Annotated in this window: 11 protein-coding genes; 9 read left to right on the top strand and 2 right to left on the bottom strand. The window is 64.2% G+C overall.

Going from position 1 to position 18,128, the window contains the following annotated elements:
- The first annotated feature begins 225 nt into the window (after positions 1 to 225).
- The 3 genes from AB4136_RS27845 to AB4136_RS27835 are packed head-to-tail and all read left to right on the top strand — an operon-like array spanning position 226 to position 4,113.
- Positions 226 to 2,472 carry a TonB-dependent receptor gene (locus AB4136_RS27845; RefSeq protein WP_024922633.1) on the top strand — a complete coding sequence of 749 codons (2,247 nt, stop codon included), beginning with the start codon at positions 226 to 228 and terminating at the stop codon, positions 2,470 to 2,472.
- A gap of 10 nt (positions 2,473 to 2,482) precedes the next feature.
- Positions 2,483 to 2,863 carry a hypothetical protein gene (locus AB4136_RS27840; protein WP_024922632.1) on the top strand — a complete coding sequence of 127 codons (381 nt, stop codon included), beginning with the start codon at positions 2,483 to 2,485 and terminating at the stop codon, positions 2,861 to 2,863.
- Entirely contained in the window at positions 2,860 to 4,113 is a 1,254-nt protein-coding gene (locus AB4136_RS27835) for an MFS transporter (RefSeq protein WP_024922631.1), read from the top strand. Before AB4136_RS27840 ends, AB4136_RS27835 begins: the two co-directional genes overlap by 4 nt.
- A 20-nt stretch (positions 4,114 to 4,133) precedes the next feature.
- Here AB4136_RS27835 and AB4136_RS27830 read toward each other — a convergent pair whose 3' ends face one another.
- Positions 4,134 to 5,321, bottom strand: coding sequence for an MFS transporter (locus AB4136_RS27830; RefSeq protein ID WP_024922630.1), 1,188 nt, complete (start codon positions 5,319 to 5,321; stop codon positions 4,134 to 4,136).
- Between the two features lie 122 nt (positions 5,322 to 5,443).
- On the opposite strand from AB4136_RS27830, the gene AB4136_RS27825 reads away from it, so the two are divergent.
- From AB4136_RS27825 to AB4136_RS27810, 4 genes are read left to right on the top strand one after another with little or no spacing between them, the layout of a single operon-like run.
- On the top strand, positions 5,444 to 7,198 hold the full coding sequence (locus tag AB4136_RS27825) for an IucA/IucC family protein (RefSeq protein WP_171020981.1): 1,755 nt from the start codon (positions 5,444 to 5,446) through the stop codon (positions 7,196 to 7,198).
- Positions 7,195 to 8,268, top strand: a complete 1,074-nt coding sequence (locus tag AB4136_RS27820; protein WP_024922628.1) for a GNAT family N-acetyltransferase — start codon at positions 7,195 to 7,197, stop codon at positions 8,266 to 8,268. Before AB4136_RS27825 ends, AB4136_RS27820 begins: the two co-directional genes overlap by 4 nt.
- On the top strand, positions 8,265 to 10,085 hold the full coding sequence (locus AB4136_RS27815) for an IucA/IucC family protein (protein ID WP_244431350.1): 1,821 nt from the start codon (positions 8,265 to 8,267) through the stop codon (positions 10,083 to 10,085). The genes AB4136_RS27820 and AB4136_RS27815 overlap by 4 nt, the downstream gene beginning before the upstream one ends.
- A 19-nt stretch (positions 10,086 to 10,104) precedes the next feature.
- A complete protein-coding gene (locus AB4136_RS27810) occupies positions 10,105 to 11,430 on the top strand; it encodes a lysine N(6)-hydroxylase/L-ornithine N(5)-oxygenase family protein (protein WP_024922626.1) in 1,326 nt (441 codons plus the stop codon).
- On the opposite strand, the gene epmA is transcribed toward AB4136_RS27810, so the two are convergent.
- Positions 11,415 to 12,467 (bottom strand): EF-P lysine aminoacylase EpmA, encoded by a 1,053-nt coding sequence (gene epmA / locus AB4136_RS27805; RefSeq protein ID WP_024922625.1) that lies wholly within the window; start codon positions 12,465 to 12,467, stop codon positions 11,415 to 11,417. The two genes, AB4136_RS27810 and epmA, sit on opposite strands and share 16 nt — an antisense overlap.
- A gap of 110 nt (positions 12,468 to 12,577) precedes the next feature.
- Here epmA and efp point away from each other — a divergent pair, with 110 nt between their 5' ends.
- Complete coding sequence (gene efp, locus AB4136_RS27800) at positions 12,578 to 13,147, top strand: elongation factor P (RefSeq protein WP_024922624.1); 570 nt, start codon at positions 12,578 to 12,580, stop codon at positions 13,145 to 13,147.
- 518 nt (positions 13,148 to 13,665) lie between these two features.
- On the top strand, positions 13,666 to 18,128 hold a 4,463-nt coding region (locus tag AB4136_RS27795), incomplete at its 3' end, for a beta strand repeat-containing protein (protein WP_441931879.1).

The following is an 18,128-nucleotide window of genomic DNA, read 5'->3' as shown; positions in this document are numbered from 1 at the left end:
CTGAACGGTCGGCGCGGCCCGGCGCCAAAGTGGCGCCAAGTTATTGTTTTCATATCATAATATCACGCCAGAAAACGGCGCTCCGAGATATCGTTTCCGGGGCGCCGTTCGCGTTTCGCTGCAGTGCGAAAACAAACTTGACTCATTTAGTAAAGTTATTTAGGCGCGGTTGCAAGGGCCGCGAGAGGGCGTTGCTGGCCCCTGAAAGTTCCATGGAGGGGCGTTATGCAGAAGCTTGCCATCGTGTCGTTGTTGTCTTCCTCGATCCTGGCCGGACCGGCCTTCGCGCAGGACGCGCAAAAACCGGCCCGCGGCACCACGACCACGCTGGACAAGATCATCATCACCGGGCGCGACGACCGCTCGATCTCCACGGTCGCGCAGTCGGTGCAGGTGATCGATCGGGCCGAGGTCGAAACGGCTGTCGGGCAGAACGAAAACGCCTCCGACTTGGTCGCGCGTCTGGTTCCGGGTTATGCGCCGCGAAACCAGACCATCTCCGGCGCCTCGGAAACTTTCCGTGGCCGCAGCGTGCTGATCATGGTCGACGGCGTGCCGCGCAACACGCCGCTCCGCGACGTCTCGCGTATCCTGGCCACCATCGATCTCGACACGGTCGAGCGGGTCGAAGTCATCAACGGTGCCTCCAGCCTCTACGGCGCCGGCGCCACTGGCGGCACCATCAATTTCATCACCAAGCGCGGCACCTCCGACACGCCGAAGGTCACCGTGCGTACCGGCGTCTCCGGCTTCACCGAGAATCTCGGCAAGTCGGCCGGCCCGACCGGCAATGTGCAGGTCGAGGGGCGCAGCGGCGATTTTGACTATTTCGCTTCCGCTTCGGGCAATTTCAGCCGCACCACCTATGACGGCCACGGCAAGGAGATGGCTTCCGACGCGATGCTGGGGCAGGGCGGTGGCGACCGCACTGGCTGGGGCGATCTCTCCGGCGTGCTCGGTTACGAGAACGGTTCGAAGCGTTTCGAGGTGAGCGCCGACTGGACCTATGCCCGCCAGAAGCCCGACTGGTTCACCAACTATCTGGTGAACCCGGTCGCGCCCAATTTCACCGATCCTTACACCGGTGAGCCGCTGGTCGAGGATTCGAAATATCTGACGGCCAAATACACCGACAGCGACTTCGCGCTCGGCAAGCTCGAGGTGAAGGCCTTCTACAACGACATCTTCAAGCAGTCGCCCTTCACCAAATTCTCCAGGGTGAACTCACAGGTCTATATCCCTACCAATCCGGCCCGTCCGACGCTTTTGCCGCTGAACCGGGACCCGACCGCCTCCTTCAATCAGACGGCGCTGGAGGTGCAGCGCACCGGCGTCAACCTCACCATCAACACGCCGGTCGACTTCGTCACCCAGGGCAGCAACCTCACCTGGGGCGTCGACTATACTTTCGACAACACCACCCAGTCGCTGCTCAACGGCCAGGACGCGATCGCGCCTTCGACGCAGAATTCAGTCGCCGCCTTCGCCCAGGCCGAAGTGCCGGTCACCGAGCGTTTCCGTATCCAGGGCGGCGTCCGCTTCGAGCAGTTCTATCTGGATGTCGATAACTTCAAGCGGCCGGCCGCGGCCATGCTCGTCGGCTCCAACCTGGTCGCCCTGCCGGCCATAGATGTCGTTGGCGGATCGTTCGACTACAACGCTGCCACCTTCAATGCCGGCGCCGTCTTCGACATCACTCAGGAACTGCAGGCCTTCGGCAATTTCTCGCAGGGCTACAGCCTGACCGACATTGGTGGCTTCACCCGACGCGCCGGCTTGAACACCAATGCCGAGACCTGCGACGCCTACGGCACCAGCATCAGGCCGCTGCTGCCTTGCACCAACGCGCCGGACTACAAGGTCAGCTACGCCGACATCGCGCCGGAGCCGCAGCTCGTCAACAACTGGGAGGCTGGTCTGCGCGGCGACTGGGGCAATGTGCGCGGTGGCGTCAGCGCCTATCTGTCGACCTCCGACAACGGTGTCAGTTACGACATCGCAGCCAACCGCGTCTCCCAGCAGAAGGAGCGCATCTGGGGCTTCGAGGCCAACGCCGAATATGACCTCACAGACATGTTCACGCTGGGTGGATCGGTCGGCTATGTCGAGGGCAAGTACGACGCCAACAAGGACGGCAAGATCGGTTCGAACGAGTATCTGCCCAACAACCGCATCCCCACCACCTACAAGGGGTTGGCCTATGTCGTCACGCATTTCGACAACAACCTGACGCTGCGTACCGAGCTGGAGATGTTCTCCGGGCGCGACCGCATTCCCACCCAGCAGCTAGACGGTGCGGTGCTGGCCAATATCGGCGTGACCAAGAAGTTCGCCGGCGGCCAGGAGCTCAATTTCGCGGTCCGCAACCTGTTCGACACCTACTACATTAACCCGACCGCCTCGGCGACACGCGGTGCCGACGTGCCCGGCCTCGGACGCACCATCGCCGCGTCCTTCAAGGTCACCTTCTGACGGCGGTGGCATGAGCGTTTCACTCACCCTCGAACGATCGGTCGCGACACTGTCCGGCTTCGCACCGGCGCGCGAGGACGACGCCGAACGCTACGTCGCCGCCTTGCATGCGGTCACTGCGCTGGAGGAGGGATTTGCCCTCCTCGTCGAGTTCGCCGTACCGATCTTGCTGTCGCCGGAGCAGAAGAAGGCGCAGAATCTCTGGTACAAATCGAGCCGGGAACGCCTGAACCGCGCTTGCGTCGCTTGCGCCATCGTACGCCCGACCGCCGATGAGGAGATGCAGCGCACCTTCCAGGGCCTGTTCGCCTTCCCGTTGTTGGCAACGCGCGACCGTGCCGAAGCGCAGGCTTTCCTGGCCCAGCATCTGGCGGGGAGGGTGCCGGCATGAGCCCGGTCGCGTCGCCCCGCATATCGCCGGCCAACTCGCGCATGCGGCTCTTCGCCGTTCTTGGCGGGCTCTATCTGGCGCAGGGCATCCCCACCTATCTGTTCGCCGCCGCGATCCCGCCGATCCTGCGCGAGCAGGGCGTTTCGCGCACCGCCATCGGCATGCTGTCGCTTTTGATGCTGCCGCTGGTGCTGAAGTTCCTGTGGGCGCCTTTGATTGACCGCTACCGTCCGTTCGCGCGGGCGCATCGCGCCAGCTGGGTCATCATTACCCAGCTTGGCATCATCGCGGCGTTGCTCGGCATGCTTGTCGTCAAACCCACCGACGTCATGGCGATCTTCTGGATCGGCTTTTTCGTCGCCATGCTTTTATCGGCACAGGATATCGCCACCGACGGTTACGCCGCCAAATATCTCGACCCGGCCGACCGGCCTGTCGGCAATGCCATCCAGGGCGGCGCCGTGGCGCTTGGCGTCGTAATTGGCGGCACGCTCGGCCTTGTCCTCTATCACCGCTTCGGCTGGGACGCCGCCATGGTCACGATCGCGGCGCTTTCGTTCATTCCGCTGGTGGCCGCGTTCGCCATGCGCGAGACCGACCCGGCCGGCACTGCGGAGGCCGCGCTCAGCAAGCCGTCGATCCGCAATTTCCTCGCCCGGCCCGAAGCGCGGCGGATCCTGTGGATCGCGCTGGTCTACCGCGCCAGCGAAGGATTGGTGAAGTCGATGGAGGGCGCCTATCTCGTCGATGCCGGCGTGCCGCTCGACTGGATCGGCTATCTCTCCGGTGGCGCCGCCGTCACCGTTGGCCTCGGCGGCTCCTTCATCGCGGCGCTGCTCCTGCACAAATACGGTTCGGCAACGGTGCTGGCGCTGCTTGGTGGGCTGCGCACCATCTGCTTCGCCATCTTCATGCTGCACGCATTCGCGTTGTTCACGGGCGCCGCGCCAATCTTCGGCGCTTCCTTCCTGCAGACGATGGTGCGTTACATGGAAATCGTCGCGCTCTACAGCCTGTTCATGTCGGTCACTTCGTCCGACCAGCCGGGCACCGATTTCACCATCCTGTCCTGCGCCCAGCTCATCGTCTATCTCGTCGGTTCGATGCTGGCCGGCCGTCTCGCAGATCTTCTGGGCTACGGCCCGCTTTTCGTGCTGGCGACTGCGATCTCAGGCCTCGCCGTGATCATGACCTATGGCATGCTGCGCAGCGCGGCGGCCGCCGAGCGTCAGGCGGAGGCCATCTCATGACCGCGCGCGGGTTGATGGTTTCAGCGGTGCGTTTCCATGCGTCCGCGCAGCGCGACGGCGATTGCCGCCGCAACGACAGCCAGGCCCGCGCAACCGACCAGCGGCAGCATCGGTGCCAGGTGAAAGGCGAAGCCGCCGACCAGGGCCCCGACCGTCTGCCCGACAATATGGGCGCTCGACAGCCAGCCGGCGGCCGCCCCCTGTTCCTGGGTGTCGACGCGTCGCGCAAGCCAGGCCGTATAGGCCGGCGTCGCCAAGGCCGTGCCGAAACCGGTCGTCACAAGCGCCGCGGCGCCAGCGCCATAACCTTGCGCCATGACGAGGCCGGCCATTCCGGCCACGATCAATCCGGTGCCGGCAAGAATGCCGCTGCGCTCGCTCCAGCGCAGTCTAGGGATGGCAAGAACCTGCACCGTGATCATGGCGACGGCGACCAGCGCCAGCGCGGCACCCGTTGCGGCGGTCGCCCCGCTGGCATTGAGGCCGAGCTTCCATTGCAGCAGCGGCCCCAGCATGATCTGCACCTGCCCGAAACCGGCGGTGAGGCTGACGCCTATCAGCAGGAAGGGCAGGATGCGGTGGTCGAGCGGCGAGAGCCTCGGCACGGCAACGGCCCCCGGTTCCAACTTGGTAGCGCCTTTGGGCGCCAGCCACAGAAGCAGCGGCGCCAGGGCGAACAAGGCCACGGTCAGTTGCGCCGTGATCGCGGCCAACGCACCCGCCAGCGAACCGGCCAGTCGGCCAAGATTGAGGCCGGCGCCGAGCAGGCCGAAGGCGGCTTGCCGACGCTCGGCTTCGATCGTGCCGGCGAGCCAAGCCTGAGCCGTCGGCATCACGCCGGCGGCCGCGAAACCGTAGATCAGCCGGGAGGCGACCAGCCCGGCCAGCACGAAAGCATAGGCGCTTTGCCCCATCAACAATTGCGCTACCAGAAGCGCCTGAGCACCCAGCATGGCAAGCCCGAGCAGGCGCATCAGGCGGCCATGGCCGATGCTGCCGCCGACGCTGCCCCACAACGGCGCGCCGACCAGGAAGGCGAGGGTGCCCGCGGCCACCGCAAGACCAAGATCGATGGTCGCCAGCCCGAGCCGCGCCATGATCAGCGGTATCAGCACGACGAAGGCCGACTGGCCGAAACCAATAGACATGACGCCGAGTGCGAGGCGTCGAACGAGTTTTGTATCAGTGGTGGAAATGGGTGGGGTCATGTTTCGTCAAGTTGCCGCGGATTATTTCGAGTAATTCCAATTCCACAGCAGTTTTATGATTACAAGTACTTTAGGCGATCGAGATGTATTTTGATATAAATCGAGAAATACAAGACATTATATTGCCGTCGGTCGACAGGTTGCTCAATTCCTTGATCCGGGAGTGGGGCGGCTGCCGCTTCGATACCGCCGCGCGTTTTGCCTCCTCTCTCGGCGCGGCCGAGGTTCTCGTCCTCGATCTGCCGGCCAGCGATGTCGTGGTGGTCGTGCCGGTGCGGCACAGGTCCAGTGTCGGCTATCACGGTTTCGCGGGGCCGCTGCGGTTGCTGTCGGGCGGCAGGACCGACCCGGTCGAAATCGGCCTTTTCGACGTGCTCGCCATGTTGCTGCGCGAGCCCGACATCTGCGAACACTCCAGCCTGGCCAGTCGGCTCAACCTGTTCCGGCGTGCGGCGGCTAGTGTCGCGGCGGTGGCAGAGGTAGCGACCGCGCGGGGCAAGGTGCGGCCTTTCGCCGACGGTATTCCCGATTTCATCGGGGCGGAAAGCGCGCTGCGCTTCGGCCACGCCGTGCACCCCACGCCGCTGAGCCGCGACGAATTCTCCAGCGAGGATTCGCGCCGCTTCGGCCATGAATATGGCGGCTCGTTCCAGTTGCGCTGGTGGGCGGTCCATCCAGATGTCTTCGTCAGCGGCTCCGTCGCGCCACACGATGTCGGGCGAATGGTGCAGGGGCTCGCCGGCGGCGATACCGGCCTGCTCGCAAAGGCCGAGTGCGCCGAAGGCATGCGGCTTTTTCCCATGCATCCCTGGCAGGCCTCGCGGCTGATGCTGATGCCGGCGGTGCAGGCATTGTTCGAGGCTGGCTTGGTGCGCGATCTCGGCCTCGGTGGCCCGCCTTGGCGCGCGACGACCTCGCTGCGCACCATTCACTGCGCCGATTGCGACTGGATGATGAAATTCTCGCTCGATCTCAAGCTCACCAATTCCCGCCGTGTTATCGAGCGCCGCGAATGCGACCGCGGCATGTCCGTGCACAGCTTGATCAAAGGCGCTCTGGGCGAGCGGTTGGCGCAAGAATGCCCGACGCTTACCGTGCTTGGCGAGCCGGCCTGGATGGCGCTGCGCGACGGCCTCGACTGCGCCGTTTTGGCTAGCACGATCGTCTCGTTTCGCGAGAATCCCTTCCGGCACGGCGATGCGCCGAAGGCGGCGGTGCTTGGCGCGCTTTGCGAGCGCCACCCCGGCCAGGCGCAAAGCCACCTGTCCGATCTCGTTCATTTTGTTGCGAAGCGGGAGGGGTTGCAGCCGCAGGCCGCCGCCGAACGCTGGTTCGAGCGTTTCCTGGACGTGGCGGTCGAACCTTTCTTCCTCGCCTTCTCTGAATTCGGACTGTTGTTCGGCGCCCATCAGCAAAATCTCGTCGTGGGCTTGGATGACGGCTGGCCGGACCGGCTCTATTTCCGCGATTGCCAGGGCACCGGCTATGTCAGCGAATTCCTACCGCTGCTGCGCAAGCACCTGCCCTCGGCCGGCGGCAAGGGCGATCACGTCTTCGACGCACCTGCCGCCGCGCAATTGCTCGGCTACTACCTGGTCATCAACGGCGTCTTTGCCGCTATCTCGGCGCTGGCCGATGCCGGGCTTTCCAGCGAGGACGACCTGCTCGCGTATTTTCGGCGGCTGCTGGAACGGCTCGCGGCGCGGCCATCCGGCAACCTGGCCTGTCTCGACTATCTGCTCCGTTCACCGACACTCGGCACCAAGGGCAATTTCCTGTTTTCGTTGAAAAACACCAACGAAAACACTGAGGTCACCGACCCGCTTGCCGGCTACGTCCAGATGCCAAACCCGCTTTTCACGAGGAAGCCTGCATGAACATCCAGCAGAGAGAAAGGCCCGGCGAAACCGCCGGCATATTGGCCACGAGCAAGCACTATCTGGGGTCGGACGACGGTGCCTTCGAAGTCCATTTCGACGGCGCTCATCTCAAGCTCGCGTCATCCGTCGGTGCCGCGATGGCACGGGCGACGCTCACCCGGCATGAGGCGGGCCTGCTTCTCGAAGACATTGCCTTCGAGCCGGGCCGGCGGGATCAGCCGCAGATGCTGGCGGCGCTGGCCGACGCTATCTTTTGTCGTTTCCACGAGGTCAGGCAGATACTGCTGCCACCGGTCGAGGAAGCCTGGCCGGTGATCGCGCTCGCCACGGCGCATACCGACGAACCCGTTGCCAGCAGACAGCGCACAATTGTCGAGAGGTCGAAGTTCAACCAATTGCCGCTTTTGTGGCGCAGGCAGGCCTCGCACCTCACCTATCCCACGCTCGAAACCGGAATCGGTCCGGCCGACCGGTTGCCGCCGCTGCGCCCGCCGCGCCCGAACGGCATGCTTTATGAACGCTGGTTGCCGGAACTTGGCCTCACCATCGCTTTCCGGCCAATTGACCGCCACCGCGATCTCGATCTCTTCCATGATTGGATGAACGATGGCCGGGTGTCCTTCTTCTGGGAACTGGCGCAGAGCCGCGAGGAGCTCAATGCCTATCTCTCCGCACAGGAACAGGACCCACACATTTTCGGCGCCATCGCCAGCCTGGACGGCGAGCCGACCGGCTATCTGGAATTCTACTGGGCCAAGGAGGATCGGCTCGGACCCTGCTACGAACCGCAGGACTACGATCGCGGCTGGCACGCGCTGATCGGCAACAAGCGCCATCTCGGCCGGCCGAAGACCTTGGCGTTGTTCCGCTCGGTCACGCACTATTTGTTCCTGGACGATCCCCGCACCCAGCGCATCGTCGGCGAACCGCGCGCGTCGAACCACAAGATGCTGAGCTATTGCGCCCACGCCGCCTACGACAAGGTCAAGGAGTTCGATTTCCCGCACAAGCGCGCCATGCTGGTGTGCTGCGAGCGCGAGCGCTTCTTCCACGAGGTGCCGCTGTGACGGCGCCCGGTATGGCGCTCGGCCCGTTGCAGAAAGGGCGGGTCGTCACCGGCGAGCTGTGGCGGCGGGCCAACCGCGCCATCCTGGCGCGTGCGATCTCCGAGCTCACCTACGAGGAGGTGTTGACCGCCCGCCCGCTCGATGCCGCCAACAGGCGTTGGGAAGTGCCGCTCGGCGAAGGGCTCGCTTACCGCTTCGGCGCGGCGCGGCGCATCTGGGGTCAATTGTCGATCGATCCCGAAACGCTTGTCCGGGCCGCGCCCGAGGAAAAGCCGGCCGACGATGCCGTCGCCTTCTTTGTCGATGCGCGGACCGTGCTCGACATCTCGGCGCCCACGCTGAGCACCTATGCCAGGGAGCTCTACAACACCCTCATGGCCGATACGCGCATTCTTGCCGAACGCCAGCCGCTGACCGCCTTCGACCTTGCCCGTCTGCCGGATCTCGATTTGCAGCGCCTGCTCGACGGCCATCCGAAGGCTCCCGCCAACAAGGGCCGCATCGGCTGGGGGCTGGAGGCATTTCAGGCCTATTCGCCGGAATTCGGATCGGAGTTCCAGCTGTTCTGGATCGCCGCGGCGCGCTCGCATCTGCGCCTGTCGCTCGATGCCGGTCTGGATGAAGCGGCACTTCTCAATGCGGCGCTCAACCGTAGCGAGCGGGCGCGCCTGGAAGCCGCGCGCGATGCGGCCGGCATCTCCGCCGACACGCATGCGCTCGTCCCGGTCCATCCCTGGCAGTGGCAGGCCATGCTCGCCGCAACCTATGCCGGGGAGATCGCCGCCGGCCGCATCGTCCCGCTCGGCCAGTTCGGCGATCGTTTCGCCGCGCAGCAGTCCTTGCGCACGCTGGCCAATGTCTCGCGGCCCGAGGCGCTGCATGTGAAGCTGCCGCTCACGGTGCTCAACACCTCGGCCTGGCGCGGCGTGCCCGGCAAATACATGGACATCGGCCCCGCACTGTCGCGCTGGCTGGCCGGGATGGCGGCAACCGATCCGGCGTTGGAACCGGTCCGGGTTCTGGGCGAGGTGGCTGGTGCCTTCTATCCGCACCCACAGTTCGAGCGCATCCCCGAAGCGCCTTACCAGCATCTCGAAATGCTGGGTGCCATCTGGCGCGAAAGCCCGTTGCAGGGGCTGCCGAAAGGGCGGCGACCGATGATGATGGGCGCGCTCCCGCAATGCGATGCGGGCGGCCGTCCCGTCATCAGCGCGCTGATCGAATTGTCCGGTCTCGGTCACGAAGCCTGGCTGGAGCGCCTGTTCTCAACCGTCTTCGTGCCGCTTTACCACTTCCTGTGCCGCTACGGCGTCGGCTTCATCGCGCATGGGCAGAACATCACGGTTATCCTCGAGGGCGATGTCCCGGTCGGCGTCGCGGTCAAGGATTTCCAGGGCGATCTCGATCTCGTCGATGTCGATTTCGTCGAACTCGCCACGCTCGATCCGGCGGTGCGCGCCACGCTGAAGAAGCGCCCGCCGGCGCATCTTTTCCAGCATCTGCAAACCGGCCACATCGCCAGCGTGCTGCGTTTCGTCTCGGCCGCGCTGGCCGATTTCGACGGGTTCGACGAGGCCGTTTTCTATCGCGTTCTGGCCGATTGCGTCGTTCGCTACCAGTCGCGACATCCGGAACTCGCCGAGCGGTTCCGCCTGTTTGACCTGCTCCAGCCAAAGATGCCGCGCATCGCCATCAACAAGGTCCGCTTCGCCATCGGTTATGGCGACGCTGGCGAACGCCCGGTCCCGGCACTCGGCACCGAACTCGACAATCCATTGTATCTCGGCCTGACGATCGGCCGGGGCAAAGCGGCCTGACCAACAACGGAGCTGTCCCATGACATCGCCAGTCCTCGACCTCGCCGGCATCGGTGTCGGCCCATTTCACTTAAGCCTCGCCGCGCATCTCGACGCCATCCCGGCCGCGAAGGCGCATTTCTTCGACGACAAGCCGGCCTTCGACTGGCATCCGGGCATGATGCTGGAGGGCGTCGAATTGCAGACCTCCTTCATGAAGGATCTGGTGACGGCGACACTGCCGACCAGCCCCTGGACCTTCGCCAGCTACCTGGTCTCGCAGAAGCGTTTCTATGAATTCCTCAACGCCGATTTCGATGCGATCCCTCGGCGCGAGTTTGCGCGCTATCTGGCTTGGGTCGCCGGTAACCTCGACAATCTGCGCTTCGGCCGCCCGGTGCGCGAGGTTCGTTTCGAGGACGGGCTGTTCCACATCCGCCTTGATGACGACGCATGCATGGCCCGCAACCTGTCGCTCGGTGTCGGCCTGAAACCGAACATCCCAGCCTGGGGGCAGGTGGCCCATGGCCAGTCCTGCTTCCATACCAGCGAAGCTGCTTACCGGCTGGAGGGTCTCAAAGGCCGACGCATCGTCGTTGTCGGCGGCGGCCAGAGCGGCGCCGAGATCATGCAGCATCTGTTGTCGCGACCCGAAGCAGCAAGCCAGTCGATTGCCTGGATCAGCCGCCGGCAGAACTTTCAGACGCTTGACGATTCCCCCTTCACCGACGAATTTTTCACGCCGCACTATGTCGAGCGTTTCCACGCGCTGCCGCATTCGCGCCGCCAGGCCACGGTGGCGCAGCAGAAACTGGCCGGCGACGGCATTTCGGCCTCGACGCTGCGCGCCATCTATCAAAAGAGCTATGCGCTGCGTCATCTGTCGGCCGACGAGCACGACCTCGCCTTCATGCCGCATCGCGAGGTTCTCGATTTGCGCTGCGAGGGCGGCGAGTTCCGGCTGGTGATGCGCAATGGTTTCGACGGCAGTGTCGAGATGGCCAGCGCCGATGCCATCGTTCTGGCCACCGGCTATGTCTTCACCGTGCCGGAGTTCCTGGCGCCGCTGGCCGATCGGCTCGATCTCGACGAGCGCGGTCTCTATCGGCTGCGCGACGATTTTTCGGTGGAATGGGATGGCCCGGCAAGCGCGCGCATCTTCGCGCTCAACGCTGGTCGCCACAGTCACGGCATCGCCGAGCCGCAGCTCAGCTTGATGGCATGGCGCAGCGCGGTCATCGTCAATGCACTGCTCGGCCGCCGGCATTTCGACCTATCGCCGCGGCCCTCGGCCATGCGCTGGACCGCCGATGCGGCGCCGGCACTGTCGCAAGCCGCGTTGCAGCAGCCTCAAGCGAGGGGGTGAGCCACCGGCGTCCAGATCACATCCTCGATCCTGTGGGCGCCGGTCGCCAGCATTGCCAGCCGGTCGAAGCCGAGCGCGATGCCGCTTGCCTCGGGCATCGTCGCCAGCGCGGCGAGGAAATCCTCGTCGATCGGATAGCGTTCGCCATAGATCTTTTCCTTGGCGTCCATGTCGGCGCCAAAGCGGATGCGTTGTTCGACCGGGTCGGTGAGTTCGCCGAAGGCGTTGGCCAGTTCCACGCCGCAGCAATAGAGCTCGAACCGCTCGGCGACGCGCGGGTCGGCTGGGCTCGGCCGGGCAAGGGCGGCTTCGGGGATGGGGTATTCGCACAGGATGGTCGCGCGGCCCATGCCGAGTTCGGGTTCCACTTTCTCGACCATCACCCGGCTGAACAGATCGGACCAGCTGTCGTCCGCCGCCGTGCGAAGGCTGGCTTGCGCAACCGCGGCATGAAGCGCGTCGCGGTCCGTGTCGCCGTTGGGCGAGACCGTGGCCAGGAGGTCGATGCCGGCATGGCGCCGAAACGCTTCGGCCACCGTCAATCGCTCGGGGGGCAGGAAAGGATCGGCCTCGCGGCCGCGATAGACAAAGCGTTTTGTGCCGGCGCATTCGGCCGCCAACGACAAAAGTTCAGCGCAATCCGCCATCAGCTGGTCGTAGGTCTCGCCGACCCGGTACCACTCGATCATGGTGAACTCGGGATGGTGCAGCGGCCCGCGCTCGCGGTTGCGGTAGACCGGGCCGAGACTGAAAATGCGCTTTTCGCCGGCGGCCAGCAGCTTCTTGCAGGCAAATTCCGGCGACGTATGCAGGTAAAGCGGCTGCCGGCCGCCATCCGGCCCGATCGCTTCCGTGGCGAAGGCGGACAGATGCGTCTCGTTGCCCGGCGATGTCTGCAGGATCGCCGTCTGCACCTCGATGAAATCGCCGCTGGTGAACCAGTTCCGGATCGCGGCGGCGATGCGGTTGCGCATCATCAACCGGGGTCGGCGGTCGGCGTGGACGTCAGGAGTCCACCAGGGCGAGGCTTCAATCATCGGTGCACTGTTTTGCTTTGAACACTGGCGGCGGTTCTTAAGATGCGCTAAGGCGCCTCACAAGGCATCGTCGAGCCGGATTTTGCCAAACAACTATGTAAGGTCGTGCCATGGTGAAGGTCATCGCCTCCTCCCTCCGCAAGGGCAACGTCGTCGATAAAGACGGCAAGCTCTATGTGATCCTGTCGGCGGAGAACATCCATCCCGGCAAGGGCACGCCTGTCACGCAGCTCGACATGCGCCGCATCTCCGACGGCGTGAAGGTGTCGGAACGCTATCGCACCACCGAGCAGGTCGAGCGCGCCTATGTCGAGGACCGCGAGCACACCTTCCTCTACCAGGACGGCGAAGGCTTCCATTTCATGAACCCGGAGACCTACGACCAGATCGCGGTCTCCGAAGACGTGGTCGGCGACGCGGCACCCTATCTGCAGGAAAACATGACGGCGACGGTGTCGGTGCACGAAGGCGTCGGCATCGCGCTTGTCCTGCCGCAGCGCGCCGTGTTCGAAGTGGTCGAGACCGAGCCGGTCACCAAGGGTCAGACGGCGTCGTCTTCCTATAAGCCTGCAATTCTCTCCAACGGCGTCAAGACCACCGTGCCGCCTCACATCGTCACCGGCACGCGGGTGGTGGTGATGACCACCGACGGCTCCTATGTCGAGCGCGCCAAGGACTGAGCGCGGCCGACACGAGCCCTACAGGCGGTGGTCTGCGCGTCGACGCAGGGCTGACGGCCAAGCGTCGTTCCTCTTTGCTGGATTTGCCCGCGTTCGCTTCAACCCCTGGTGGAAAGCGGCGCCGGGGGGCGCCGCGCAATCCTGCAGTCGCCATTTCGCTTGAGCGTTCCGGTAAGCCGACTTTTTTTGGGTGAATCCGGTTTGACTTGACCAAAGGCGTGATGCCGGCCTTAATTTAGGCTATAAGAATAAAGGGTTTGCAGGGCAGGGGCACTGCTTGGGGAGCGATTGGGGATCGGCTGGGCCGCGCATGGCGCGATCCGTGCACTGTGCTCGCATGAGGTGTGAGCGCGGCTTTGCGTGTGTCGGTTTGTGCCGGCGCCGCCGTCGGTTGCAGCCGTGCCGGTCGCATTCACAGTCCCATTTCATCTCCTCAATCACGTTAATCGACAAATCGTCAGCGCAGCCGGCATGGCAGCGCGGGCATGAGCGTGCGTTAGTAACGGGTGGGGGTACCCATGTCATATCGTCAGCCGCAAAAGGCACGTCAGGGTCGCGTGTTGCCGGCCAGGCCGAACGTAGCCAAGGCGGCGAAATCGAACCATGGGCCAGCGCTTGCGCTGAACTGGAAGCTGTTCTCCGCCATCCTGGCCTTTGGCATTGTCGCCGAGGCAGCGCCGCTTCGAGCCGCCCCCAATGACTGGCTCGGCACGTCCTCGGACTTCACCGACAATACCAATTGGAACGGCGGCACCGCGCCGGATGTGGGCTCCACGTCTATGGACGTCACGTTCGGTCCAGCGGCGGCAAACACAACGATCAATCTTGGCAATCCGGCGTCCGCTGGCAATCGCTCCGTCGGAGGTGTCACCTTCAGCGATCCCACTCGAGCCTATTCGATCGATATCTCGAACAGTTCCAATCTGGGTATCAACGGCAATGTCGTCAACGCCACCGGCCTGACGCAGACATTCACCGTCACCGGTGTGGCCTCGTCTCTCACGTTCAATGGCATCGATGCCGGGCAAAACGTTGTCTACCGGGCAGAGAGCAGCGGGAGCTTGCATCTGGATTCCACATCGGGGGCCGTCGGTGGCGCTGGCGCCAGGTTTGTCCTCGATGGTGGATCTCTGACCGTTGCCGGCTCTGGGTCGTTCTCGCTCGGATCACTTGAAGGCAGCGGCTCCGTCTCCAACACCGGTCCGTTCCCTGCCACTTTGAGCGTCGGTGCACTGGGCATCGGCTCTATTTTCGATGGACAGATCGCCAACTCTAGTGGGCTCGGTTTGGAGAAGATCGGCAGCGGAACACTGACCCTCAACAATGGCTCCAACAGCTACGCCGGCGGCACCACAATCCTTGGGGGAACGCTCAGCCTGGGAGCCACTGGTGCGTTGGGCACAAGCGCGGTAACTGCCTACAACGGCACCACCATCGATATTCAGAATAATGTCAACATCGCAAATACGCTGTTCTTCGACACGCGCATTGCGATGAATGTGTCCACCGGTACCGGAATCTACAGTGGCCGGATCGTCGATATCGGCGACGCTTCCGTGTTGGTCAAGACCGGTGCGGGAACCCTGGTCCTGGCCAATAACACCCCCGGGAGCGGTAACGTGATCTACGGTGGGCTTGAACTGCAGGCTGGTATCCTGCGATTTGACGACACGTCGGCAACCTCGACAGGCCAGGTCGTTTTCCTGGGCGGTTCCCTGCAGGCTGGCGCCAGCGGTACGCTGAACAACAACGGCTATTATTTCGGCGACAGCGGCGGCACCATCGACACCAATGGCTTCGATGTCACGCTGATCGGGTTGGTCGGGGATCAGGGCGCGAGAACAGGTCCTTTTACCAAGATCGGCGTCGGCACACTCACCTTGACCAACACGCTCAGCACCTATTCGCGGGCAACGCATCTCGTGGCCGGTACGCTCGCCGGTGGCGCAGCCAATGTCTTTGGCAACAATAGCGCCTTTACCATCGGCGCCCCGGCAATACTCGATCTTGGCGGCTACAATCAGTCCATCGGTTCCCTCTCGGGCAATGGCCTCGTCACCAACACCGGCGGCCCGGCCGCGATGCTGACGACGGGCGGCGACAACACGTCAACGACCTTCGCCGGCACCATCGAGGATGGCTCGCCGGCCGGCGTGGTCAGGCTTACCAAGACCGGCACCGGCACGCTGACGTTGACGGGTACGAATACCCATACCGGCGGCACGACGGTTGCGGATGGAGTAATCTCGGTCTCGAAAGACGCCAATCTGGGTGGTTTGGCCGGCGGTGTGACGATCACCAGCGCTTCGGCCTATGTGCCATCCACGGGGCTCGGCGCCGGATCGACACTGCAAACGACCAGCACGTTCACTAGCAATCACACGATCAACTTTGGTAACTTCGGCGGCCGCATCGATACGGCCACGGGCACGACGCTGACTTTGGCGGGCACCCTCACTGCCGGTGGCGGCGCAAATTTCGTCAAGCAGGGCGCAGGCACGCTTGTGCTGACCGGCGACAGCAGTGGCGGTTTCCTCGGCACGACGCGTGTCGACGGCGGCCTGTTGCGGATCGAGGCGGGCGGCCGGCTCGGCAGCGGTTCCGCGGCCGCCGGCTACATCTCGGATGGCGCCGCCGTGCAGGTGACGGGGCCTGGATCGAACTGGTCCACCTTTGGTCAGATCGTTGTCGGCGATCGTGGTTCAGGCACGATGTTGGTGGATTCGGGCGGCACGGTCAGCAGCGGCTTTAGCGGCATCATCGGGGCTGGCGGAGCGAGTTCCGTCACCATCACCGGCTCTGGCTCGCAGTGGGCGAGCGGCGGCACCGACTTCTTTGTCGGCCATTTCAACAGCGGCGCGCTGACCGTCGCGGACAGCGGGGCGTTGAGTGTCAGCGGCGGCACCGGCACGATCCATGCCGGCCTGTCGGCGAATGGAGCCGCAGGCACGATCAACATCGGTGCTGCGGAAGGTGCTGCCGCCCAGGCGGCCGGCCAGCTGCTTGCCGGCACCGTGGCGCTCGTCTCCAATGGCAGCAGCCTGGTCTTCAACCACACCGATCCGGCTTACACCTTCTCGCCCTCGATCACCGGCACAGGTTCGTTGCACCAGATCGCCGGCACCACCATCCTCACCGGCAACAACGACTATAGCGGCGACACCATCGTCGATGGCGGCAAGCTGGTTGCAGGAGCCGATACGGGATTTTCGGCCAATTCGGTGGCGTTCGTGAATTCCGGCGCCACGCTCAGCCTCGCCGACGGCGTCCATACCGATGTGCTGGGCCTCTTTGACGGTGCTTCCGGCGGTGGCGTGGTCAATATCGGTACCACGAATGACAATACAACGCTGTATGTTGGCGCAGCCGGCGCCGTCGACAGCGATTTCAGCGGCCAGATTACCGGTGCCGGTTCTCTGGAATTGGATCGCGGCTCACTCACGCTGAGAGGGGCGAGCAGCATCGGCGGCAACCTGCTGATCGCGCCCGACGCAACCGTGACCTTGACCGGGCCTGGCGCATCCTTCGATACCGCCGTTGGGGCGGGTCTCACCACCATGGGGGTTGCAACAGCCGGCTCGTTGAACGTGCTGGCAGGGGCGCACCTGTCGACCAGCAATCTCCTTGTTGGTGGCGCGTTTCTGGTCGACGGCATGAATACGAAAACGACTGTTTCGGGCTTCACCTTCGTCGGATTCATGGCCAATGCCGCTGCGATGACGGTCAGCGGCGGTGCGGTTGTGGATAGCCTAAGCGGGGCCCTTATCGAGAACCCGTTTGCTCCCGCGAGTGCCGTGGTTACCGGACCGGGCTCCACCTGGAATGTGTCGACCTTCCTCGGCGTCGGCCACTTGTTCGGTGGCGGCACGGGTTTGCTGACGGTTTCGGCGGGTGGCGCCGTCAATATCGCGGGCGACATGATTGTCGCCTCCGATCCCACTTCCACCGGATTGGGCCCGTCGCAGGTGGTGGTGACCGGCGCGGGATCCAGACTGACAACCAAAACGCTGATGATCGGTCTGCCGCCCTGCGGCTGCGGCGATTTCCTTCCCGGCGAGCTGATCGTGGCGGATGGAGGCTCCGTCGTCGTTACAACAGGCCCGGTCAAGATCGATCAAGGCTCGACGCTGTTCATTGGCAATGGTGGGAAATCCGGGTCGGTGATTGCGCCTTCCATCACCAATGACGGCGCCATTGTGGCTGATTTCACCGACACCGCGGTCATAGGCTTCCCGATTGAGGGGACCGGCTCGCTTGCCAAGTACAATTCCGGCACGCTGGTGCTGAATGGCGCCAACACCTATACCGGCGCCACGACGGTCCATGGCGGCAAACTGGTTGTCGGCGACGACACCCATCCCGGCGCCAGCCTGACCAGTGCGGTGACGGTGAGTGCGGGCGCATCGCTGGGCGGTATTGGAACCTTGGGTGGATTGGTAGTCGGCAGCGGTGGCACCGTCGCGCCTGGCAATTCGATCGGGACGTTGAACGTGGCGGGCAACATCGCCTTCGATCCGGGCTCGACCTACGCGGTCGAAACCAATGCGGCCGGTCAGTCCGATCGCATCGCGGTGACCGGCACGGCGACGCTTGCCGGCGGTACCGTCTCGATTTCGGGCCCGCTCCAGCTTGGCCATCGCTACACCATCCTGACCGCCGGTGGCGGCGTTGCCGGCACCTTCGCCGGCCTGTCGGCTGCTACCAGTTCTCCGTTCCTGGCACCGGCGCTGGCCTACGATCCGAATTCCGCCTATCTCGATGTCGTCCGCAGCGGGCTCGCCTTCGCCTCGGTCGGCCAGACGCCGAACCAGATCGCCACGGCTTCGGCGCTGGACGGCATGAGCCTGGACAATCCCCTGATCGGCGCCGTCGCATCGCTGTCTATCGATCAGGCTCGTTCCGCCTTCGATGGCCTGTCGGGTGAGGTGCATGTCTCGACGGTGACGGGGCTGATCGAAGACAGCCGGCTGATACGCGCGGC

Origin of the sequence: Mesorhizobium sp. 2RAF21 (assembly GCF_052115345.1) — a bacterium.
In the GTDB taxonomy this organism is placed as follows: domain Bacteria; phylum Pseudomonadota; class Alphaproteobacteria; order Rhizobiales; family Rhizobiaceae; genus Mesorhizobium; species Mesorhizobium terrae.
Note: the sequence above shows the minus strand (reverse complement) of the source record. Positions and strands in the feature narration are given on the sequence as shown.